At 66.2% G+C, this 21,570-nt stretch carries 18 protein-coding genes and 1 pseudogene; 15 read left to right on the plus strand and 4 right to left on the minus strand.

The window, feature by feature from the left end; genetic code table 11:
• The first annotated feature begins 172 nt into the window (after positions 1–172).
• A pseudogene (locus tag H4V95_RS02490) lies at positions 173–1,187 on the plus strand (bile acid:sodium symporter family protein).
• Positions 1,188–1,254: 67 nt separating this feature from the next.
• On the opposite strand, the gene H4V95_RS02495 reads toward H4V95_RS02490, so the two are convergent.
• The gene (locus tag H4V95_RS02495) at positions 1,255–2,640 is read right to left on the minus strand and encodes an NAD(P)/FAD-dependent oxidoreductase (protein WP_209728595.1); all 1,386 of its coding nucleotides are present in this window, start codon (positions 2,638–2,640) and stop codon (positions 1,255–1,257) included.
• Positions 2,641–2,748: 108 nt separating this feature from the next.
• Here H4V95_RS02495 and H4V95_RS02500 point away from each other — a divergent pair, with 108 nt between their 5' ends.
• Positions 2,749–3,570, plus strand: a complete 822-nt coding sequence (locus tag H4V95_RS02500) for a CPBP family intramembrane glutamic endopeptidase (protein WP_196865506.1) — start codon at positions 2,749–2,751, stop codon at positions 3,568–3,570.
• A 148-nt stretch (positions 3,571–3,718) separates the two neighbouring features.
• The gene (locus H4V95_RS02505) at positions 3,719–4,771 is read left to right on the plus strand and encodes a mechanosensitive ion channel family protein (protein WP_209728597.1); all 1,053 of its coding nucleotides are present in this window, start codon (positions 3,719–3,721) and stop codon (positions 4,769–4,771) included.
• A 7-nt stretch (positions 4,772–4,778) separates the two neighbouring features.
• On the opposite strand, the gene H4V95_RS02510 is transcribed toward H4V95_RS02505, so the two are convergent.
• The gene (locus H4V95_RS02510; protein WP_209728599.1) at positions 4,779–6,650 is read right to left on the minus strand and encodes a glycogen debranching N-terminal domain-containing protein; all 1,872 of its coding nucleotides are present in this window, start codon (positions 6,648–6,650) and stop codon (positions 4,779–4,781) included.
• A 158-nt stretch (positions 6,651–6,808) separates the two neighbouring features.
• On the opposite strand from H4V95_RS02510, the gene H4V95_RS02515 reads away from it, so the two are divergent.
• From H4V95_RS02515 to H4V95_RS02530, 4 genes are all read left to right on the plus strand, one after another.
• The gene (locus tag H4V95_RS02515) at positions 6,809–7,852 is read left to right on the plus strand and encodes a LacI family DNA-binding transcriptional regulator (protein ID WP_209728601.1); all 1,044 of its coding nucleotides are present in this window, start codon (positions 6,809–6,811) and stop codon (positions 7,850–7,852) included.
• An 84-nt stretch (positions 7,853–7,936) separates the two neighbouring features.
• On the plus strand, positions 7,937–9,202 hold the full coding sequence (locus H4V95_RS02520; RefSeq protein WP_209728603.1) for an extracellular solute-binding protein: 1,266 nt from the start codon (positions 7,937–7,939) through the stop codon (positions 9,200–9,202).
• Positions 9,203–9,334: 132 nt separating this feature from the next.
• On the plus strand, positions 9,335–10,588 hold the full coding sequence (locus H4V95_RS02525) for a carbohydrate ABC transporter permease (protein ID WP_395939785.1): 1,254 nt from the start codon (positions 9,335–9,337) through the stop codon (positions 10,586–10,588).
• A complete protein-coding gene (locus tag H4V95_RS02530) occupies positions 10,585–11,493 on the plus strand; it encodes a carbohydrate ABC transporter permease (RefSeq protein ID WP_209728605.1) in 909 nt (302 codons plus the stop codon). The genes H4V95_RS02525 and H4V95_RS02530 overlap by 4 nt, the downstream gene beginning before the upstream one ends.
• 50 nt (positions 11,494–11,543) lie before the next feature.
• On the opposite strand, the gene H4V95_RS02535 is transcribed toward H4V95_RS02530, so the two are convergent.
• Complete coding sequence (locus H4V95_RS02535) at positions 11,544–12,581, minus strand: NAD-dependent epimerase/dehydratase family protein (RefSeq protein ID WP_196865620.1); 1,038 nt, start codon at positions 12,579–12,581, stop codon at positions 11,544–11,546.
• 123 nt (positions 12,582–12,704) lie between these two features.
• Between H4V95_RS02535 and H4V95_RS02540 the strand changes: the two genes are divergently transcribed.
• From H4V95_RS02540 to H4V95_RS18725, 8 genes are all read left to right on the plus strand, one after another.
• On the plus strand, positions 12,705–13,814 hold the full coding sequence (locus tag H4V95_RS02540; RefSeq protein WP_196865500.1) for a YihY/virulence factor BrkB family protein: 1,110 nt from the start codon (positions 12,705–12,707) through the stop codon (positions 13,812–13,814).
• An 89-nt stretch (positions 13,815–13,903) separates the two neighbouring features.
• A complete protein-coding gene (locus H4V95_RS02545) occupies positions 13,904–14,890 on the plus strand; it encodes a glutathione S-transferase family protein (RefSeq protein ID WP_196865499.1) in 987 nt (328 codons plus the stop codon).
• Positions 14,891–14,930: 40 nt separating this feature from the next.
• Positions 14,931–15,092 carry a hypothetical protein gene (locus H4V95_RS02550; protein ID WP_209728607.1) on the plus strand — a complete coding sequence of 54 codons (162 nt, stop codon included), beginning with the start codon at positions 14,931–14,933 and terminating at the stop codon, positions 15,090–15,092.
• Positions 15,093–15,212: 120 nt separating this feature from the next.
• Complete coding sequence (locus H4V95_RS02555; protein ID WP_209728610.1) at positions 15,213–16,268, plus strand: iron chelate uptake ABC transporter family permease subunit; 1,056 nt, start codon at positions 15,213–15,215, stop codon at positions 16,266–16,268.
• Between the two features lie 56 nt (positions 16,269–16,324).
• On the plus strand, positions 16,325–17,347 hold the full coding sequence (locus H4V95_RS02560; RefSeq protein ID WP_395939860.1) for a FecCD family ABC transporter permease: 1,023 nt from the start codon (positions 16,325–16,327) through the stop codon (positions 17,345–17,347).
• Position 17,348: 1 nt separating this feature from the next.
• Positions 17,349–18,236: an ABC transporter ATP-binding protein gene (locus tag H4V95_RS02565; RefSeq protein WP_209728612.1), complete on the plus strand. Its 888-nt coding sequence runs from the start codon at positions 17,349–17,351 to the stop codon at positions 18,234–18,236.
• On the plus strand, positions 18,233–19,369 hold the full coding sequence (locus H4V95_RS02570) for a siderophore-interacting protein (protein WP_196865495.1): 1,137 nt from the start codon (positions 18,233–18,235) through the stop codon (positions 19,367–19,369). Before H4V95_RS02565 ends, H4V95_RS02570 begins: the two co-directional genes overlap by 4 nt.
• Before the next feature lie 295 nt (positions 19,370–19,664).
• The gene (locus H4V95_RS18725; protein WP_312883921.1) at positions 19,665–20,354 is read left to right on the plus strand and encodes a M23 family metallopeptidase; all 690 of its coding nucleotides are present in this window, start codon (positions 19,665–19,667) and stop codon (positions 20,352–20,354) included.
• A 152-nt stretch (positions 20,355–20,506) separates the two neighbouring features.
• Here the strand turns inward: H4V95_RS18725 and H4V95_RS02580 are convergent, their stop codons facing one another.
• Entirely contained in the window at positions 20,507–21,469 is a 963-nt protein-coding gene (locus H4V95_RS02580) for a diacylglycerol kinase family protein (protein WP_196865617.1), read from the minus strand.
• Positions 21,470–21,570 lie beyond the last annotated feature (101 nt).

The raw sequence follows: 21,570 nt of genomic DNA on the forward strand, positions 1-21,570 counted from the left end.
GCTCCTTAGGTCTCTGCAGCGGGAACGCCAGCGGGGCAGCAAATTCATACCCCGCATCAAAGAATGGTAAGTCCCCTGTGCAGTTTCGGAATGATCCAACCCTAGCAGCACAGTCGTTAACATTGACCTGGCAATTGCGGGCACCGTCTGCCGCCGTGATAGTCCAGTAGATCTGTCTTCCTCCCCAGACGGGCCAAAGCCCCCATCCAGCACTGATGCCCCGCCCGCCGGCGAGGAGCGCAGCGCCCGGATTGCCGTCACGTTGTTTCCGCTCCTGATTCTTGCGGGCGGCGCGGTGGCTGTCCTGACCCCTGACACCTTCGCGGGGATGGGCCCCATGATCAACCCGCTGCTCGGGCTGATCATGTTCGGGATGGGGCTGACCCTCACCCCGCCGGACTTTTGCGCTGATCGCCAAACGCCCCATCCCTGTCGCCATCGGGGTGGTGGCCCAGTTCATGATCATACCTCTGCTCGGCTGGCTGATCGCAGCCGCGCTGGGGTTGCCACCGGCGTTGGCGGCCGGAGTGATCCTGGTGGGATGCTGCCCCGGCGGTACTGCCTCCAACGTGGTCGCCTACCTGGCGAAGGGCGATGTTGCCCTGTCCGTGGCGATGACCTCGGTGTCGACCCTCATCGCACCCCTGTTCACCCCGGTGCTGGCGCTCTGGCTCGCCGGCCAGTACCTGCCGGTTGACGCCGGCTCCATGGCTTTTTCGATTGTGCAGATTGTTCTGCTTCCCGTCCTGCTGGGCCTGGTGGTGCGCCGCTTCCTGCCCGGGCTGGTCGCCAAGTGCCTTCCCGCGCTGCCCTGGCTGTCGGCCGGGGCGATCACCCTCGTCGTCATCGTGGTAGTCTCCGGCAGTGCTGGCATCATCTTCTCCGCCGGACTGCTGGTTTTGGTGGCCGTCGTCGCGCACAACGGCCTGGGGTACGCGCTGGGCTACAGCGCCGCCCGCCTCTTCAAACTTCCGGTCGCCTCCCGGCGGACGACGGCGATCGAGGTCGGCATGCAGAACTCCGGGCTCGCCGCTGGCCTCGCCCGCCAGTACCTGACCCCCGAGGCCGCGCTGCCTGGTGCCATCTTCTCCATCTGGCACAACGTCTCAGGGGCGATACTGGCCGCCTACTGGCGCCGTCGGGACGCGCGCAACGCTGCCCTGCGCGACGAGCAGCCCGTCGGGTAGCTGGTCCGTCGGCTAGCAGGTCAGAAAAGGAGCGACACCGCAACACCCAGCCCCTACCCACGCGCTACTACCCGGCGGCCTCGCGCCGCAGCGCTGCGCGCGCCGCGTCGCCGATGATGGCCGTGTACGTGGGGTAGGCGAACTTGACCCGGGCCAGCGTCGCCACATCGGTCCCCGCCGCCATCGCTGCTGCAACCGCCTGGATCACTTCGACGGCATTCTCGCCCACCGCATGCGCACCCAGAATTAGCTCCCGATGCCTATCCACCACCAGTTTCAGGAACCCCTGTTCGCGGTCGTCGATGATCGGTCGTTCCACGTCCCCGTAGGGTACGACGACGACAGCCGCCTCCCGGTCCCGCACCCGGGCCGCCTCCTCCGTGAGGCCCACCCCCGCGTAGTCAGGATCGGTGAAACCACCGGCGGGCAGCAGATGGTGTGGGGTGGTCCGCTGCGTCCCGAGCACGGCGTTCTCCGCAGCCGTCTCACCCTCGAACACGGCCGCCTGTACCAGCATGCTGGAGCCGTTCGCGTCGCCCGCCACGAAGATGTGCTCGACGTTGGTGCGCAGATACTCATCCACTGGGATCGCATTCCGGTGCGCCTCGACACCGGCAGCGGCCAGCCCCAGCGCTTCGGTGTTCGCGGGCCAGCCCGCCGCCATCACCACCGCGTCGAGCACTTCGATATGGTCGCCAGCGGCATTGCGCCAGTGCAGGTGCAGCGCGCCGTCGTCGTCCCTGATGATTTTCTCGATCCCGGCGATCCCCGTCTCCACCCGTACCCCCCGGTCCCGGAAGCCGTCGGTGACGGCGGCGGACACGTCCGCGTCTTCGGTGGTGAGGATCCGCGGCGCCAGGTCCAACAGCAGCACCTGGGTCCCGAGCGCATGGAAGATGGTGGCAAGCTGCGCACCCGTGTGACCGCCGCCGATGATGCCGAGGGTGCGCGGCAACGTCGGTAGGTCGAGCACCTCGGGCGGGAGTACCGCGTGCTCCGCGCCCGGGATGGGGAGCCTGCGTGCGTTGCCGCCCACACCGAGGATCACCGAACCGGAGGTCACCGTCCGGCCATCGACGTCCAGAGCGTGCGGGCCCGTGAAGGAGGCGTCGCCGGTCAGCAGTTCGATGCCCAACCGGCGGGCGACGGCGTCGTAATCCTTCGCCGCGAGCACCCGGTCCACCGTCGACCGGACCCGCCGGACGATCTGCTGCCAGTCGACGGCCGGTTCGACGACGACAATCCCGTAGTCGTAGGCGGTGCGCACCTCCCGGTAGAGCCGGGCCGTTTTCGCCAGGACCCTGGTGGGCACGCAGCCGGAGTTCACACAGGTGCCGCCGAGCCGCGCGCGCTCCACCACCGCCACCCGTGCGCCCAGCTCCGCCGCGCGCACGGCCGCGGCCATCCCCGCCGGGCCGGCCCCTACAATCAGGACGTCGAAGTCGTATTCCATGAGTTGCTCCCGGTGAGAAGTTGGACAGGTGTGCAGTACTGCTTCCTGTATAGCGCCAAACCGCTCCAAACTCCCGTCCTGATGCCCGACTTAGGTAACCTCATGGGTATGACTACCCAGCCGGCCGCGTTACGTCAGACACAAAAGACCGCTGCGAACCTTATTCCGGCGGTGCTGGTCGCGGCCTCGGGATTTGCCATGTTCGGACTGGATCAGCGGTGGTTGGGCTACCTGCTCCTCGCCGCGGCGTTGGTGTCAGCGTTCTTCATTGGACGGCAGCTGTTCAAGGATCTGGGCCTGCTGGCGCTGGGCCTGGTGATCATGTCCCTGGTGCCGATCACCACTGACATCAGCTTCAGCCACATGCTGATCATGGGCACGGCCATGTTCTTCGCCGTGGGTCTCCCATATTCGATTTCCCGGTTCGTGTTCAAGGACCACGCCATCAGGTTCCCGGTGCTCACCGGCCAGAAGTGGACCCGCACCGAACGCTGGTACCTGGCCGCCGTCGTCGTCATGGGCTATCTCCTGCTGCCCGTCTATATGATTCCCACCGGCGTGTACGAGAACTGGCCGGCAGCATCAGACGGCAGCACGGTGGCGCGGTTGTTCCTCGGTACCAACGTCCTGGGGATCTGGGATGAGCTGTTCTTTATCTGCACCGCCTTCACCCTGCTGCGCCGGCACCTCGCCGACTGGCAGGCCAACATGCTGCAGGCGGTATTGTTCACCTCGTTCCTCTGGGAGCTGGGTTTCCATGCGTGGGGCCCGCTGCTGATCTACCCCTTCGCCCTGGTACAGGGATGGATCTTCAAGAAAACCCAGTCCCTGAGCTATGTGGTGGCGGTGCACCTGCTCTTCGACTTCGTGCTTTTCCTGGTGCTGATTCACGCCCACAACCGGGAATGGTTCGACATCTTCCTGTACTGATTCCGTCGACTGTTCAGCTGCCCGGTTCCTCCGGTGTGTTACTCGAGTGGGCAGTGGCCTCGTTTGTGACGCGCTCGCGGTGAGAGCCTCCCCACAGTTCCGCGGCCCGGCTGGACAGGCACCCGCACACATCTGAGACCGTGAGGTCATGGACGAACTACTAAACACCCTGGCGCCGGTCGCCGCCGTCGTGGGAGCACTGCTCGCGGCAGTCATTCTGGCGTCGCTGCTGCGCCGGATCGCCGCACGGACCCTGCGCAAAGTCCCAGCCATCCAGGGGGCGTCCCGACGGGCGCTGAACCCGGTGCGGCTGGTGCTCGCGATTGTTGGGGTGCGCGTAGCCCTCGGGGTGACCGCCGGCAACACGGCGTGGTTCCCGCCCGTCGATTACGCGCTGGTGCTGGCCCTGATCGGGGCGGTGGCATGGCTGATCGTCTCGCTCCTGCTCGTGGTGGAGGCCGTCGCGCTGCGGAAGTATGGGAAGGACACAGCCGACCACGGGCGCATGCGCCGCCTCAAGACTCAGATCATGCTGGCCCGCCGGCTGGGCGTGGCAGCGGTGATCACGCTCGCGCTGGCCAGTGTGCTGCTCACCATCCCGGAGGTGCGGGCGCTCGGCGCGGGCATCCTGGCCTCAGCCGGACTGATCTCGATCGTCGCTGGCCTCGCCGTGCAGAGCTCACTCGCCAACGTGTTCGCCGGGGTGCAGCTGGCCTTCACCGACGCCCTGCGCATCGACGACACGGTCTTCGTGGAGGACCAGTTGGGCACCGTCGAGGAAATCACCATGACCTACGTGGTGGTCAAGGTCTGGGATGACCGACGGATCATCCTGCCGTCCACCTACTTCACCACCACCCCGTTCGAGAACTGGACGCGGAGCCGCTCCGAGCTGCTGGGCACGGTTGACCTGGACCTCGACTGGCGGGTCCCCATCGAATCGATGCGGGCACACCTCGTCGCCGTGCTCGACGAGACCACCCTGTGGGATGGGCGCACCAGCACCCTGCAGATCACGCAGGCCACTGACGGGATGGTGCGAGCCAGGGTCCTGGTCAGCGCTGCCGATAACGACGCCCTGTGGGACCTGAAGTGCCTGATCCGCGAGTCAATGGTGGTGTTCCTGCAGACGCACCACCGCGAGGCGTTGCCGCGGCAGCGCTGGGAAGCGGTCCACTCGGAGGCAGCCCTCACCGACTGACAGACGGTTAGGCGAAGCCGCCGAGCGCCGTCACGATTGGCACCGCCGACGCCGCTGCCCAGGCCTGCGGGCGGCAGGACGACGGGTACGGGACCGGCGGCCAGACATCGTCCGCGGAGTGTCCTGAGAACAGTTCCGGAAGCCGCCAGTCGAAGCCTTCGGCCGCACGGAGCAGCCCGGTCGCCAGGGTGCGTGCGTCCTCGGCGAAACCATCCTTGACCAGGCCGCTGATGATCATCCCGGTATCGTGGCTCCACACCGATCCCGCGTGGTAGCGGGTGGGCCAGAAGCCGCCGTTGGTGGTGGAGACGGTGCGGATGCCGTAGCCCGAGAACATGGTGGGATCCATCAGGCGGCGGACCACGGCTGCCTGCTCTTCGATGTTCAGGATGCCAGTGCCGAGCAGGTGTCCCATGTTGCTGGTCACGCCGTCGACCGGGCGCTTGGCCGCGTCCAGGGCGATGGCCGGGTAGGGCCCCAGCTCGTCGCTGCACCAGAATGCTTCTCGGAACCGCAGCTCCAGCTTGGTGGCGTAGTCACGCCAGTCGCCGGAGCCGGGTCGACCGAAGGCCTCGAGCAGCGCGGCACCGCCCATCGCTGCCTCGTAGGCGTAGGCCTGCACCTCCGCCAGCGCGATCGGCCCGTCGGCTAGTGCGCCGTCGTGCCAGCGGATGGAGTCCCCGGAATCCTTCCAGCCTTGGTTGGCGAGTCCGTGGCCGCTGGTGTCGAGGTACTCGAGGAACCCGTCGCCGTCGGAATCGCCATGGTCGCGCAACCAGACCAGCGCGGCCTCCAGATGGTCCAGAAGGGCCTCCACCTCAGCGGTGGGCAGTCCCGCCCGCCAGGCGTCGTGAAGCAGCGAGATCCAGAGAGGAGTGGCGTCGATGGTGCCGAAGTAGACCGGCGGCAGGGAGATCCCGGTGCCGTTCTCCTCGAACTGCAGCGTGCCGCGCCGCACCTCGTGCAGGATTTTGCCCGGCTGCTCGGCTGTCGCCGGATCCGTGCTGTCCCCCTGGCGGGAGGCCAAGGCGCGCAGGGTGCTACCTGCCAGGGCGGTGTCGAGCGGCAGCAGCATCCGTGCGGCGATCAGGGAATCGCGCCCAAACATGGTGAAGAACCAGGGAGCGCCGGCTGCCAGAAAGGTGTCCTTCGGTCGGTCAGCGGTAGCCATCCGCAGCCCGTTGAGGTCGGAAACCGACTGGCTGAGCAGGCTGTTCTGCCGTGGTTCGCTGAGCCGCGGAGACGCCAGAGGAGCAGTGCTCGGAGCCACCATGGGGGCCGCGGAGTCGGTCAGGGAGACCCGCCAGGGCAGGACGACGGAGCCGCCCGGCTCCACCTCGGTCACCCAGGTGAGGTTGATCCGGTTGCCGTTGTACTCGGTGCGCGCGCCGCCCGACTCCAGCGCGACCGTGGTGTCTGCGCCACGCCAGTTCCACTGCGGGCCAACGACTGTGACGTCGGCCTGGGTGGCGGCGCCGGACTTCACCTTCTCCATCGGGGTGCTGTCGGCGACGAGGCGGCACTGCACTTCGAGGTGGGCCAGGAAGCTGTGCGCCGACTCGATTCTGATCTCCTCGCTGATGCCCTGGGCATCGGCGATCCGGGACCGGGTGAGGTACAGCAACGGGTCTGCGACGGGGGACTGGACCCGGACGAAGTAGAGGTAGTCCACCCGGCTGGCTGATCGCACCTGGGTGGACACCCATTCGGGCTCTTCGCCGTTGACGGTCAGGATTGCCTGCTTGAGGACGCGGTCGTCGCCGCAGTGGATGCCCTGGGCACCATGGCCGCGAATCTGCCCATGTTCGTCAGCCCAGGCCTGGACCGGTGCACTGAAAACGCCGGTGAGGTTGTGCAGATAAGGCTGGCGGTAGGCCACATGAACTCCTGGATAGTGGATGTTGTCGCCTTGACACTATCGTCAAAACGTTATTTGATCGTTCAACTTAGTGATTGACATCATATTTGAACGTTCATATTCTTGTAAACAGGCAGCCGGTCGAAAGCTGCCGTGAGAGTGAAGCGCGAGGGAGTGCAATGGCGAAGACAACGCTGGTCAGCCTGGCCGAGTCCCTCGGCGTGTCCCGGCAGACCATTTCCAACGTTATCAACGCGCCCCACCGCGTCAAACCGGAAACCCGGTTGCGGGTGGAACACGCCATCGCCGAAAGCGGGTACCGGCCCAGCGCCGCCGCCCGGCAATTGCGGACCCGCCGCTCGATGAACCTCGGCATCCGGATGATGCCGGTGGTCGATGGCATCAACGGATCAATCCTCGACCGTTTCCTGCACGCCCTGACGGAGGCCGCCCAGGAGGAGGGCTACCGCCTGACCCTCTTCAGCGCCGCCACCGACGACGACGAGGTTCGCCAGTACGAGGACCTCCTCAACGTCGCTGACCTGGACGGTTTTGTCCTCACCGGCACCCACCACGGCGACCAGCGGACCGCCTGGCTGCTGGAAAACGAGGTTCCGTTCGCCTCCTTCGGGCGCCCCTGGAGCGACACCGAGGACCCATTCACGTCCCTGCATCCCTGGGTGGACGTCGACGGTGGTGCTGGCACCGAACAGGCCACCCGCCTCCTCATCGCTCAGGGACACACCGCGATCGGCTTCATCGGCTGGCCGGCAGGTTCCGGTGCCGGCGATGACCGCCGGGACGGCTGGCGCCGTGCAGTGAGTGCCGCCGGCTTGTCCGCTGACCAGCTTGAGCTCCGCGTGCCCGACGGTGTCCCCGCCGGGGCGCGGGCTGCCGAGCAGGTCATTGCCGCCGGGGCCACCGCAGTGGTGTGCGCCAGCGACAGTCTGGCACTCGGGGCGTTGTCCACCTTCCGGAGCCGGTATCCGGCGCCCACCACCCCGGATGTGATCGGTTTCGACGACACTCCGGTGGCCGCCGCCGTCGGGCTGTCCAGCATTGCCCAGCCAATCGAGGACGCCGCGCGGCACATCATTAGGGTGCTCGCCCACACACTCTCGGGTGACGCGGCGAGCGGCCGACCCGACAAACACCTGCTGCTCACGCCCACCCTGGCGCAGCGCTTCCCGCACCCGCTGGCCGGCGACGGCTGGCTGGCGTGACCCCACCCGCCCATCCCCCTAGATAGCCCGAAAAAAACAAACGCTAGTTAGCCCGAAATAAACAAAAGAATGAGGAATCAGACAATGAAGACTGGAAACTTCCGCACCCGCAGGAAGACGCTCGCCGTCGCCGTGACAGCCGCGGCAGCCCTGGTACTAAGCGCCTGCGGCGGATCAGGATTTTCGGGCTCCGAGGGCGAATCAGCCGAGGCGGAAGGCGCAACTGACGCACCGATCTCGGTGCTGATCGGCTCTTCCGGCGAAGCCGAGACCACCTCCGTCACTGAGGCAGTCGACGCGTGGGCCTCCGAGTCCGGCATGGACGCCAGCGTCAGCGTGGCCTCCGACCTGCCCCAGCAGCTCAGCCAGGGCTTCGCCTCGGGCGAACCCGCCGACGTCTTCTACGTCTCCACCGACCTGTTCGCTGGCTATGCGGCCAACGGGTCCCTTGAGCCGTACGGTGACGACCTGGAAAACAAGGACGACTTCTACCCCGCACTGCAGGAAGCGTTCACCTACGAGGACCAGCTCTACTGCGCACCGAAGGACTTCTCCACCCTGGGCCTGGTCATCAACAACGCCCTCTGGGAAGAAGCCGGCCTTACCGAGGACGACGTGCCGACCACCTGGGAAGAACTGGCGTCAGTGGCTGAGCAGCTGACCACCGACGATGTCGTCGGCCTCGGCTACGGCCCCGAGTTCCAGCGTCTGGGAGTCTTCACGGCCCAGGCCGGTGGCGGACTCGTGACCGACGGCGAAGCGACCGTCAACAGCCCCGAGAACGTTGAGGGTCTCACCTTTGTCCAGAAGATGATGAACGACGGCGTTGCCGCGTTCTCATCAGACCTCGGTTCGGGCTGGGGTGGTGAGGCCTTCGGTAAGGGCCAGGCCGCCATGGTGATCGAGGGCAACTGGATCGCCGGTGCGATGAGCAACGACTTCCCCGACGTCGACTACCAGGTCGCCGAGCTGCCCGAGGGTCCTGCCGGCCCCGGAACCCTGCAGTTCACCAACTGCTGGGGCATCGCCGCCGACAGCGACAACATTGAGGGCGCCAAGGAACTGGTCGCACACCTGACCACCGCCGAGACCCAACTCAGCTTCGCTGAGGCCTTCGGCGTCATGCCGTCACTGCAGTCAGCAGCCGAGGACTGGTCAACCCAGTACCCCGACCTGGCAGCGTTCATCGCCGGTGGCGACTACGCGCAGAACCTGCCAGCCCAGCAGGGTGCATCGGACGTGCTTGCAGAGCTGAACGCCCAGCTCGAGACGATCAAGACCGCCGACCTCCAGCAGCTGCTGGACACCCTCCAGACCGACATGGAGTCAGTCGTGGCGGACGCCGGATAACCGGTAACCAAACAACCGCAGGAGCACCCTGACCGTCCAAGAGATCGGGTGCTCCTGCGGTACCACCAGCAATTCACCACCAGCGATTCACCACTCAGTAATTCACCCCCGGGGTAACAGAACGAGGACGCAGTGGCACGACGTACAGCGGCAAAGAAGCCGTCCGGCACCAAGGATGCACCTCCTGCGTTCCGCCGCCGCACGGGAATCCAGGGCCGCACCGGCCTGACCGGTTGGCTTTTCATCTCCCCGGTGGTGCTGATCCTCGGACTCTTCCTGGTGATTCCCGTCCTGATGGCAGCCTGGGTCAGCATGTCGGACTGGACCGGCCGCGGCAGCCCCTTCGGAAGCGACGTCACCTTCGTCGGCGGGGAGAACTTCTCGGCCATCCTCGGCGGCGAAGGACTATCCGCCCGGGACTTCGGCACCGCGATCCGCAACAACTTCTACTACGTGCTGCTGGTGGTTCCGCTGCAGACCGCGCTGGCCATGTTCCTGGCAGTGATGGTCAACAAGCAGGTCCTGAAGGGCCGCGGTCTGTTCCGGACCGCCTTCTACTTTCCCTCGGTCACCAGCTCCGTGGCGATCACCGTCCTCTGGCTGTTCCTTTTCAGCGCCACCGGCGTGGTCAACAAGGTGCTGTCCTTTTTCGCCATCTCCGGGCCGAACTGGTTCCAGGATCCCCGCGGGATCTTCCACATCCTCTTCTCGGTCTTCGGTCTGAACCAGGCGCCCGCCGGGTTGCAGGACCCCGGTTTCCTGGGTATTCCGGGCTGGGAATGGCTGGCCGGACCCTCCGTCGCGATGAGTGCCTTTGTGCTGATGGCCATCTTCACCACTTCCGGCACGTTCATGCTGTTGTTCATCGCCGCTCTGCAGAACATCAGTGGGGAAGTGCAGGAAGCGGCGATGGTCGACGGCGCCAGCGCCTGGCAGCGGTTCTGGCAGGTGACTCTCCCCATGCTTCGTCCCACCCTTTTCACCGTTCTGACCCTGGGGCTGATCGGCACCTGGCAGGTCTTTGACCAGATTTATGTCGGCACTCAGGGTGGACCGGCGAAGACCACCCTGACGCCCGCCTACCTATCCTTCAACTCGGCCTTCAACAATCAGCGGTGGGGCGAAGGCGCCGCCATTGCCTTCATCCTCTTCGGCATCATCGTGGTGCTCACCATCCTGCAGCGGTACGCGCTCAGGGAGCGGGACGTACCAAAACGAAGCCGCATGGTCCCGGTCGGCGCTGACCCCAGGACCGCCGCCGCAGCGCAATCCAGTGTCCGTCACGCGGACCGCGTGAAGGGCCGGGATCCCGGTGACACTGGTCCGGGAGACTCCAGCCCGGGCGGCACCAACCAGACTGGCACCACAGAAGGAGACCGGCGATGAGCACCACCGTAGCCCCATCCCCGGCACCCGAGCCCGCCTCGGCGCCCGAGGTCCCGCAGCGAATCAAGAACCGACGCAAGAAGGTCACCCGCGGCGTCTGGATCTCCTACGTCGTGCTGATCATCCTGGCCATCATCTATATTTTCCCGTTCCTGACCCAGGTGGCGACGTCGTTCAAAACCGAGCCCGACGCCGCGCAGGACCCGCTGGGCCTGATCCCGCAGCACTGGACGTTCGCCGCGTACGAAACCCTGTTCGCCAACTCCGACTTCCCAATCTGGGGTCGGAATTCGTTCATCGTCACCGTGTTCGTGACCGCTGGGCGGGTGTTCTTTAACTGCCTCGCCGGGTACGCGCTGGCCAGAATCAATTTCCGTGGCCGTGGACTGGTGTTCGCCCTGCTCGTCGCTGTCATGGCGGTGCCCGGCGTCGTCCTCCTGATCCCGAAGTTCCTGGTGATCAACCAGCTCGGTATCTACGACTCCTACGCAGGAATGATCCTGCCGCTGCTCGCCGACGCCGCGGGTGTCTTCATCATGAAGAACTTCTTCGAATCCATTCCGCCCAGCGTCGAGGAACAGGCGCGCGTTGACGGGGCGGGGACGTTCCGCACCTTCTGGTCGATTGTGCTGCCGATGGCCCGGCCCGCGGTGATGACCATCGTCATCCTGTCCTTCCAGGGCTCCTGGAACGAGCTGAACCACTTCATCATCTCGACCCAGGACCCAGCCCTGACGACCCTCACCAAGGGCGTGGCGCAGCTGGCGTCAGGCCAGCTCAGCCAGGGGACCCAGTACCCGCTGAAACTGGCGGCGGCGGCCCTGACGACCATTCCGGTGGCGATCGTGTTCTTCATCTTCCAGAAGAAGATCATGAACGCCTCTGCCGGGGCAGTGAAGGAGTAGCGCCGGGGAGAGGGTCCGAGGGTCAGCCCCGGGGTTTGAGGGGCCGAGGGTCAGTTCCGGGGTTTGAGTGCGGGGGAGGCGGTGACGCCGTCGCCCGCACTGAGCCCGGTAAGGGCGGCGCTCAAGGCGTCGAGCGAGGAGTGCTCGGGCTCCCACCCGAGCAGCGTCCGGGCACGGTCCGTCTCCATCAGCGGCGACTGGGCTGCCATATCGATCCACCCCGGATCGGTGCGTTGCAGTCCTAGAGCCCAGGTCACGCCGACGACGGCGCGCAACAGCCGCACAGGAAGCCCCACGACCCGGCGGGCGCCCAACTGGGAGGCCAGCCGGGTGGGTGTAAGGACCGGTTCGGCGGCGATGTTGAACGCACCCGGAACGCGGCGGTCGACGGCGCGCCAGTACGCGTCGGCAACGTCGTCGGCGTGGACAGCCTGGAAAACCAGCTGTTCCGGGATCGGAAGCAGGGGCAGGCGAAGGTGGTCCAGCAGGAACTTCGGAACCAGTGGGCCGAGGAAGTACCGCCCGATCTCACTGCCCGCCTCCTGCTGGAAGATCAACCCCGGGCGGAGACGGGTGACAACCGTGTCCGGGTGTCGCGTGGCGAAGTTGTCGAGGAGCGCCTCCTGTTCCCCCTTGTGGCGGCTGTAATGCGAGGTCTTGATGCCGCCGTGGGGCCATCCCTCGTCCACCCGTTCGCTTTTCTTCGCGGGGAGGTACGCACCGACCGAGGACGCACAGACAAAATGCGGGATCCCGGCATCGGCCGCTGCCTGCAGGGCATGAGCAGTGCCCGTGACGTTGGTGCGGTGCATTGCCGCTTCGTTGCGGTTCGGCTGGATTGCCCAAGCGAGGTGCACGACGGCGTCGACGCCGTCGAGCGCGGCGGTCAGTGCACGTCGACCGTCATCAGTTCCCACATCCAGCGCGTGCCACTCGCAGCCCGCATAGGGTGCCTGGGTGGTGTCGGGAAGCCGGCGGGCGAAGCCCAGGATCTTCACGCCACCTGGACGTTCCTGGTTCGCACGCTGCAACCGACGCAGCACAGCGGTTCCGACGTTGCCGGTCGCACCAATCACGGCAACGCGCAGAGGTTCGGCAGAAGATTCAGGGGTAAGGGCCATGCCTCAACGGTAATCCTTAGGTACGCTTAGGTACTAGTAAGCGTCCTTACGATTTGGTCAGGGGCACAGCAGACAACGTGGAGGTACCAATTGGTACAGAGCAGCGGGACAGCGGCGGATTCCCCCGAAGCGCAGACCCAGGACAAGGCGCAGAACGCGCCGCATCCCGACGACGATCGGAAACCCGATAGTCCTGCCGATCTGAAGAAGCCAGCCTGGGGGTACGTATTCAAGCGCACCGTCCGCGAGTTTGGCAAGGACCAGTGCACTGATCTGGCGGCCGCGCTCACCTATTACGCGGTGCTGGCCATCTTCCCGGCCCTGCTTGCACTGGTGTCACTGTTGGGTGTGTTTGGGCAGGCGCAGACCACCACCGATACGGTGCTGGAGGTCCTGGATGGGGTCGCGCCCGGCGCCGCAGACAACAAGACGCTGACAACCACGATCCGAGGTCTTGCCTCCTCCTCCGGGGCAGGAATCACCTTGGTTATCGGTATCCTCGGCGCCCTTTGGTCCGCATCCGCGTATGTGAACGCCTTCAGCCGGGCGATGAACCGCGTCTACGAGGTGGAAGAGGGCCGGCCAATCTGGAAGCTGCGCCCGGTGATGCTCCTGATCACCGCCGTCGTCCTCCTGCTGGTGGTGCTGATGGCGCTGCTCTTGATCCTTTCCGGCCCGATCGCTGAATCGGTCGGAAATGTGATTGGGCTGGGAGATACGGCGCTGCTGGTGTGGAACATTGCCAAGTGGCCGGTCATGGTTGCCTTCGCCGTCCTGATGATCGCTATCCTCTACTACGGCGCACCCAACGTGAAGCAGCCCAAATTCCGCTGGACGAGCATGGGGTCGCTTGTGGCGCTGCTCGTCCTCGCGATCACCACCGCTGGTTTCGCCTTCTACGTCGGAAACTTCGGCAGCTACGACGAAACGTACGGCGCGATCGCCGGCGTGATCGTGCTGCTGCTCTGGCTCTGGCTGGCGAACCTCTCCCTCCTGTTCGGTGCCGAGTTCGACGCCGAACTGGAGCGTGGGCGTCAGTTGCAGGCCGGTATTGAAGCTGAGGAAACCCTGCAGCTTCCCCCACGGGACGACACTGCGAGCCGCAAGAAGCACGACAAGGAACTCCAGGACATCGACAAGGGCCGGGAACTGCGCCGGAAGTACGAGCGCGAGTCCACTCAGCACAGCAACGACAGCTGAGTGCCATCCGGCATTCACAGTGATTAACTCCACCCCCCGCTGCGGGCTGTTCTGATCGACAGCCCGCAGCGGGATATTAGGCTGAGGATATGACTGACAACGAGCACAGCATGCGCGGCGCCTATGTGAACACGGGCAAGGAATTCAGCCGCGACACCACTTACATTGAAACCCGGATCACCCGCGACGGTGCGGACGGCTTCCCAGTGGAGGCGGGACGTTACCGGCTGATCGCGGCCCGCGCCTGCCCGTGGGCCAACCGCGCCATCATCGTGCGTCGGCTGCTCGGACTGGAAGACGCCATTTCCCTCGGCACTCCCGGTCCCACTCATGACAAGCGGTCCTGGACTTTCGACCTGGATCCCGACGGCCGCGACCCGGTCCTGAGTATCGAACGTTTGCAGGAAGCATTCTTCAAGCGGGACCCCGAGTACCCGCGCGGCATCACCGTGCCGGCGATCGTTGATGTGCCCAGCGGCGCGGTCGTTACCAACAACTTCCCGCAGATCACCCTGGACTTCTCCACCGAGTGGAAAGACTTCCACCGCGAAGGTGCACCCGACCTCTACCCGGAAAAATTGCGCGCTGAAATCGATGAGGTCAGCAAGAGGATCTTCACCGAGGTCAACAACGGCGTCTACCGCTGCGGTTTCGCCGGTTCACAGGAGGCCTACAACGAGGCCTACGACCGCCTATTCGCGGCGCTGGACTGGCTTGAGGAGCGGTTGAGCCACCAGCGGTTCCTGGTCGGAGATACGATCACCGAAGCCGACGTCCGGCTCTTCACCACCCTGGTGCGCTTTGACGCCGTCTACCACGGCCACTTCAAGTGCAACCGGAGCAAGCTCACCGAGATGCCAGCCCTGTGGGGCTACGCCCGGGATCTTTTCCAGACTCCCGGATTCGGTGACACCGTGGACTTCGACCAGATCAAGGACCACTACTACATCGTGCACGAGGACATTAACCCCACCGGCATCGTGCCCAAGGGCCCGGAACTGGCCAACTGGCACACCGAACACGGTCGGGAGCGCCTCGGCGGGCGACCGTTCGGAAACGGCACCCCTCCCGCCTAGCTTTCTCGAAAGTATGACTGAGTGGAAAGCATCCTCAGTCATGAGCCCCGCCCGTACCGGATTCCCCGGCTACCGGCGGGGCTTTCTGCGTGTCGGGGGCAACACGCCGTGGAACGACGACGGCGGACTGCAGTACCTGGGGAAACCTGCACGCCGCCGACGTCGGGCGGGCCGGAAAACCACTGAGCAGGGACCGAATTAAGGAACACAACCGTTTCCTAATGGAAGTAACCCTAGGCTAGCCTTACTTAGGTCGAAGTTTTGTTCCCGGCGATCGACGGCCCGGACGGTTGAGGACGACACAGACGGAGAAGGAGGCGCCATGGCAGTGCAGACTGCGCCTGCGCCCCCGCAGAGCCATCCCGCCGCCCCGTCGAAGCCACGTAGCCGACGCCGGATGCTCAAGCTGGGTGGGGCCGTGCTGGCGCTCGCCCTGGTCTGCGCCGCGTCCCTCGCGTTCGGATCCCGGCCCATCAGCTTCGACGTCCTGATCGCTGCGCTGACAGATTACGACCCGACCAACGGCGATCATGCGGTAGTCCATTCCAGGATTCCGCGCACCGTGACCGGTCTGATGGTGGGTGCCGCCCTCGGCCTCGCTGGTGCAGCCATGCAGGGAGTGGCCCGTAACCCGCTCGCCGACCCCGGCATCCTCGGCGTCAATGCGGGGGCAGCGCTTGCCATCGTGATGGGCATCTACCTCTTCGGTGTGGCCGACGTGAGCGGCTACATCTGGTTCGCCTTCGGCGGGGCGGCACTCGCCGCCGTCGTCGTCTACGCCATTGCCAGTCTGGGCAGGGAAGGCGCTTCCCCGCTCAAACTGGCGCTCGCCGGCGCAGCGCTCTCCGCCGGCCTGGGCAGTCTGATGAACGCCGTCCTGGTATCCAACCAGGAGACCCTCGACCGTTTCCGGTTCTGGCAGGTGGGAACCGTGTCAGGCCGGGGCTGGGACATCCTGCTTCCGGTGCTGCCGTCCCTGATCATCGGCACCCTGCTGACCCTCGCGACCGGAAAGGCCCTCAACAGCCTCTCCCTCGGCGACGACATCGCCCGGGGACTCGGCCAGAACGTTGCGGTGGCCCGCGGTGTCGCAGCCCTCGGCGTCGTCATTCTGTGCGGCGCTGCCACCGCTACCGCCGGGCCCATCGCCTTCGTCGGGCTGGTGATTCCCCACATCGTGCGGGTCCTCACCGGCCCCGACTACCGCTGGATTCTCCCGTTCTCGGTAGTACTGGCACCGGTGCTCCTGATCGGCGCCGACATTGTCGGCCGCCTGATCCTGCCCCCTGGCGAGGTGCAGGTGGGAATCATGACCGCCGTCATCGGCGCCCCGGTCTTCATCTGGCTGGTTCGAGCGCGGAAGCTGGCCCAGCTGTGAGCCTGCAGACCTCCCCGCCCGTCACGCCAACCGGCCCGGTGAGGAACACCCAGGCCATCCTGAGCGGCGCCCGGCGGCACCAGTCGGCGCAACGCCGACGCGTGATCCTGATCCTCGCCGCGATCACCGCGGTGCTGTTTATCGTCAGCGTACTGCTCGGCAGCTACACGGTGACCATCCCCGATTTCTTCAGGATCCTCGGCGGTGCGGAGATCCCCGGGGCCACCTTCATCGTGATGGAGAACAAGCTGCCACGCGCGGTCATCGCTGTTCTGATCGGGGTGGCCTTCGGCCTCGCGGGCACTATCTTCCAGACCATGCTCCGCAACCCGCTCGCCAGTCCCGACATCATCGGGATCAGCTACGGTGCCAGCGCCTCAGCGGTCGCGGCGATGGTGCTGTTCGGCGCGGCCGGGGTGGCCGTGTCCCTCTCCGCCCTCGTCGGGGCGCTGGCCGTCGCCGGCGCGATCTACCTGCTCTCCCGCCGCGGATCGGTGGCCGGGTACCGGCTCATCCTCGTGGGGATCGGGTTCGCCGCCGTCATGCACGCACTGGTCAGTTTCCTGCTGACCCGCACGGACATCCGCACCGCCTCGGATGCGATGGTCTGGCTGAATGGTTCCCTCAATTCGAGCAACTGGGACCGGGCCACCATCCTGTTCCTGGCCCTGCTGCTGCTGATTCCCGCCGCCGCGATCCTCTCCCGCGGACTGCGCGGACTGCGCGGACTGGAGCTCGGCGACGACACAGCAGCCAGCCTTGGACTGAGGGTGGAGCCGTCCCGGCTCGGCCTGATCACCGTGGGAGTGGCCCTCGCCGCCGTCGCCACAGCTGCGGCCGGCCCGGTGGCTTTCGTCGCTTTCCTCGCCGGCCCGATTGCCCGCCGTCTCGTCAAGGGCGCGGTGTCCCTCACCGCCGCCGGTCTGGTCGGCGCGGTCATCGTCCTTGCCGCTGATTTTGTGGCCGCCAATATGATTCCCGGTGTCTCGCTGCCGGTCGGAGTGGTGACGGGCGTCCTCGGCGCACCGTTCCTTCTCTGGCTGCTCGTCACCGCCAACCGCTCAGGCCAGGGAGGCTGATATGGCATTGACCGCCAGCGAGCTGACACTCGCCTACGACGACCGCAAAGTGGTCCAGGACCTCACCCTGGAGTTGCTGGCCGGCAAGGTGACCGTGATTGTCGGCGCCAACGCCTGCGGCAAGTCAACGCTCCTCCGCGGGCTGGCCCGACTGCTGAAGCCATCCGCCGGCGTCGTCAGCCTCGACGGCAAGGACATCCATTCGCTGTCCACCCGCGCCGTCGCACGCACCCTGGGCTTGCTGCCCCAGACCCCGGTGGCACCGGATGGCATCACCGTCGCGGACCTGGTGGGCCGCGGACGCTACCCCCACCAGGGTTGGTTCCGCCAGTGGACCGACGACGACGACGCCGCCGTCGCCGCAGCGCTGGAAGCCACCGACACCCTTGAGCTGGCGGACCGTTTCGTCGACGAACTTTCCGGCGGCCAGCGGCAGCGCGTCTGGATCGCGATGGCGCTGGCCCAGCAGGCCGACATCCTGCTCCTGGATGAACCCACTACCTTCCTCGACGTCACCCACCAGGTGGAGGTGCTCGACCTCATCACCGACCTGAACCGGCGCGACGGCACCACCGTGGCCATCGTGCTCCACGACCTCAACCTTGCGGCACGCTACGCCGACCACCTCATCGCCATGACCGACGGCCGGATCGCCGCCCAGGGGAGCCCCGCCGAGGTGGTCACCGAGGAGACGGTGACAGCCGTCTTCGGCCTGCGATGCCGGGTCATCCCGGACCCCGTGTCCGGCACGCCCATGGTGGTCCCGGTCGGCCGGCACCACTCCGGCGACGGAAGCACTCCCGCAGCACCCGAATCGACCACCGGGCAGGGGTTCCTGCCTAACCCGCAGGACACGCTGTCCGCGCACTATCTGGAGGCAGCATCATGACCGAAGTCAGCAACCGGACCGCCCGGCCGGGCCAGCGGACCGCGCAGCGCACCGAGTCCGCCGCCGCGGCAGTGACGGCGTTCGACGTCGTCGTCACCCGGGTGCAACGCCTCAGCGACAACTTCCAGCGGATCACCTTCGGGGGAGCCCACCTCCGGGACTTCGGCGTCCTGGGTCCCACCCTCGACCTGCGGATCAAGGTGATGATCCCTGCCACGCGCGACGGCGACGCGCCCCGGCTGAACCTGCGCGAACTGCTCGAGGCGCCCACCGACGGGCCCGGCTGGTATCAGCAGTGGCTCGCCATGGACCCCGCCGAGCGTGGGTCGATGCGCACCTACACGGTCCGGGAAACCCGGTGCGGCGCCGAAGAGCCCGAAATTGACGTCGACTTCGTCATGCACTTCGATGCCGACGGCAACGGGGGGCCGGCATCGCTATGGGCCGCCGCGGCTACCCCCGGCGACCGGATCTGGGTGATCGGCCCGAACGTCCACGCCGCCACCTGCACCACCGCCGGCTCCTACGGCGGTATCGAATGGCGTCCCGGACTGGCCCAGCACGTGTTGCTCGCCGGTGACGAGACAGCCGTCCCCGCCATCAGCGCCATCCTGGAATCCCTCCCCGCCGACATTGGCGGACATGCGTTCCTTGAGGTGCCGGACCCCTCCGATTTCCAGGAGGTCGGAACCACCTCAGCGGTCAAGATTACCTGGCTGGCCCGGGGGACCCGGCCCCACGGGGAACTCCTCGACGCCGCAGTGCGCGACGCCGTCCGGGTGCCGGGCTGGGTGTCCCTGGCCGCGCCCTTCGCCGTCGGTGTGGATCCCAGTTCACGGGCGGGGCTGACTCTCGCCGCGGCGGCTGCCGCCGCTGCAGGACCAGAGCCCGAGGAAGTCAACATCGACGAGACGATCCTGTGGGAAACCCCGCAGCGGCTCAACGCCTCAACGCTGAATATGTCGATGAACCCGGACCGGCCCTCCGGTGCACTCCCGTTCTACGCCTGGATTGCCGGCGAGGCCGCCGTGGTGCGCGGGCTCCGGCGCTACCTGGTCCGTGACGTGGGCATCGACCGCAAGCAGGTGGCTTTCATGGGTTACTGGCGACGTGGACGGTCTGAATTAACCTAATCGCCACGCTCTAACCGAAGTAACGAAATTGTAACTCTTTAGCAACTCGCCTACGCTGGTGGGAGCTAACCGCATTTTTTTGGCTCTCCGTCTGCACGCCTGACCCTGCCAGCAGCCGGCCCCCAATTCATCGTGGCAGGGGTGGAGGATTGCCTTCCGGCAGCCTTGGCTGACCAAAGCGCCGTTGCCCTCCGCGGATCTTACCTCCCTCTCGCGGGAGTCGCAGCAGTGGACCGAGCCCTCCTGTGCTCGAATCCGACAGCTATCCCCACCGGCGTTGAGAGAGGTAATCGTTGTGCTTCAACCGGTCACGTCCGGACGCCGCCGCGCGCCCGCCCAGCCCACATCCACCCGCCGGTCCGCCACATTGGCCACCGTTGCTCTCGCTGCGGCAGCGGGAATCGCGCTGACTGCATTCTTCCCTTCCCCGGAGGTGTCGCCCACGGCGACTCCCACCGCAGGCGATGGCCCCGCCGTGGCAGCGCCCGTCACCGCTGATGTCCAGGCCGTGATCGACTTCGGCAGGGAATCACCGCAGGCCACCACCGCGACCAAGGCACCCAAGACCACTGTCCTGTCCACGCCCGTCGACGACGCCGCGTTCGCCCCACCCATCAAGGGCGCAGCAATCGCCTCGTCATTCGGGTACCGGGTCAACCCCATGGGTGGATTCGGCAACGAGCTGCACACCGGAACCGACTACGCCGGCGCCTGCGGCACGCCCGTTCTGGCCTCGCGGGCCGGCACGGTGGTCGAATCAGGGTGGCACGCCTATGGGGGAGGCCAGCGGATCGGGGTGGACCACGGCGGCGGTCTGGAAACCTCCTACAACCACCTGAGCGTGCTCGGCGTCAACGTCGGCACGAAGGTATCCAAGGGGCAGAACGTGGGCGCGGTCGGCAACACCGGCAACTCGACCGGCTGCCATCTCCACTTCGAACTCCTGGTCGACGGCGAGAAAGTTGACCCGCAAAGCAGGCTCTAGCAGGATGACCCAGCCTTACGGCGTCGGGCTCCACGGCGAACATCCCGCCATTTTCCCGCCGACCGGGCCCAGCCAATGGGATTGTCCAGACAATCCCATTGACCGCGACGGGCCAGTGGGAAAATTTGCAACCCGGTCAGGCTGGAACCGCCCTAGGGCGTCGGGTTGGTGACTACCGCTGGGTCTTTCTTGCCGTAGGGCATCCGCAACCGCAACGAGTTCGGGTCCACCCGCAGGGCCATGTGCGTTCCCTTGCCGAGGGGGTCCCCATCGAGCTGGATCTCCTGCGGCTCGTCCAGCTCGATTTCGGCGGTCTTGCACTGGAAGTACTCCAGCGACGGGTCCTTGCCCTTGCCCCGGGCGAACAGCTTGCCCACGACGCCGAACCAGCCCAGCCGGCCGTTCGGGGCCACGGTCATAATGTCGAGCAGCCCGTCGTCGATCTTTGCTCCCGGGAAGATCTCCAGGCCGCCCATGATCTTGCCGCAGTTTCCGCCCATCACGCTGCGCAGCCGGCGGGTGATCGTTTCGCCGCCGTCGAGCGTGATCCGGGTGCGGGCGGGCTTGCCGCCGAGGTTCCGGATGCCGGCGTCGACGTAGGCCAGCCAGCCCACCTTGTCCTTCAGATCATCGCGGGTATCGGCCATGATCGACGCGTCGAAGCCCAGCCCGGCCATCACCAGGAACACGTGGGAGTCCTGGGCGCGGTCCACGGTGACATGGACAACGTCGACGTCGCGTTCGGTGCCGAAGAGGGCGGCCTTGGCGGCCTGCTGCGGGTTGTCGACGGCAATGTCCAGGTTCCGGGCCAACAGGTTGCCGGTGCCGAGCGGGATCAGCCCCAGGGCGACCCCCGTGCCAGCCACCACCTCGGCGACGCAGCGGACCGTTCCGTCTCCGCCGGCGGCAATGACGACGTCGACGCCGGCGTCGACCGCCTCCTGGGCCTGGCCGCGGCCTGGATCGTCGACGCTGGTCTCCAGATACAGGACGTCTTCCCAGCCCTCGGCCGTGCAGAGCTCCGAAACGATCGCACGAATGTCAGCGCCGGTGTTCTTGACCGGGTTGATGATCAGCGCGGCGCGCTTGGCCCGGGTATCGGAGGGCTGGGTCATGATGTCCTTCTTGGCTGAATGGATCTGGGGGCGGGGATACTGCACGGAGAAGTTGTCAGCATACTTGCTACCCACCTTATCCCCCGGCAAGAGCAGGTAGC

Origin of the sequence: Arthrobacter sp. CAN_C5 (assembly GCF_017875735.1) — a bacterium.
GTDB lineage: Bacteria > Actinomycetota > Actinomycetes > Actinomycetales > Micrococcaceae > Arthrobacter_D.

Excerpts from the sequence above, each read along its gene's own strand:
- H4V95_RS02495 (WP_209728595.1), bottom strand. The coding sequence starts at position 2,640 with ATGGAATACGACTTCGACGTCCTGATTGTAGGGGCCGGCCCGGCGGGG.
- H4V95_RS02500 (WP_196865506.1), top strand. The coding sequence starts at position 2,749 with ATGACTACCCAGCCGGCCGCGTTACGTCAGACACAAAAGACCGCTGCG.
- H4V95_RS02505 (WP_209728597.1), top strand. The coding sequence starts at position 3,719 with ATGGACGAACTACTAAACACCCTGGCGCCGGTCGCCGCCGTCGTGGGA.
- H4V95_RS02515 (WP_209728601.1), top strand. The coding sequence starts at position 6,809 with ATGGCGAAGACAACGCTGGTCAGCCTGGCCGAGTCCCTCGGCGTGTCC.
- H4V95_RS02520 (WP_209728603.1), top strand. The coding sequence starts at position 7,937 with ATGAAGACTGGAAACTTCCGCACCCGCAGGAAGACGCTCGCCGTCGCC.
- H4V95_RS02530 (WP_209728605.1), top strand. The coding sequence starts at position 10,585 with ATGAGCACCACCGTAGCCCCATCCCCGGCACCCGAGCCCGCCTCGGCG.
- H4V95_RS02545 (WP_196865499.1), top strand. The coding sequence starts at position 13,904 with ATGACTGACAACGAGCACAGCATGCGCGGCGCCTATGTGAACACGGGC.
- H4V95_RS02550 (WP_209728607.1), top strand. The coding sequence starts at position 14,931 with ATGAGCCCCGCCCGTACCGGATTCCCCGGCTACCGGCGGGGCTTTCTG.
- H4V95_RS02555 (WP_209728610.1), top strand. The coding sequence starts at position 15,213 with ATGGCAGTGCAGACTGCGCCTGCGCCCCCGCAGAGCCATCCCGCCGCC.
- H4V95_RS02565 (WP_209728612.1), top strand. The coding sequence starts at position 17,349 with ATGGCATTGACCGCCAGCGAGCTGACACTCGCCTACGACGACCGCAAA.
- H4V95_RS02570 (WP_196865495.1), top strand. The coding sequence starts at position 18,233 with ATGACCGAAGTCAGCAACCGGACCGCCCGGCCGGGCCAGCGGACCGCG.
- H4V95_RS02580 (WP_196865617.1), bottom strand. The coding sequence starts at position 21,469 with ATGACCCAGCCCTCCGATACCCGGGCCAAGCGCGCCGCGCTGATCATC.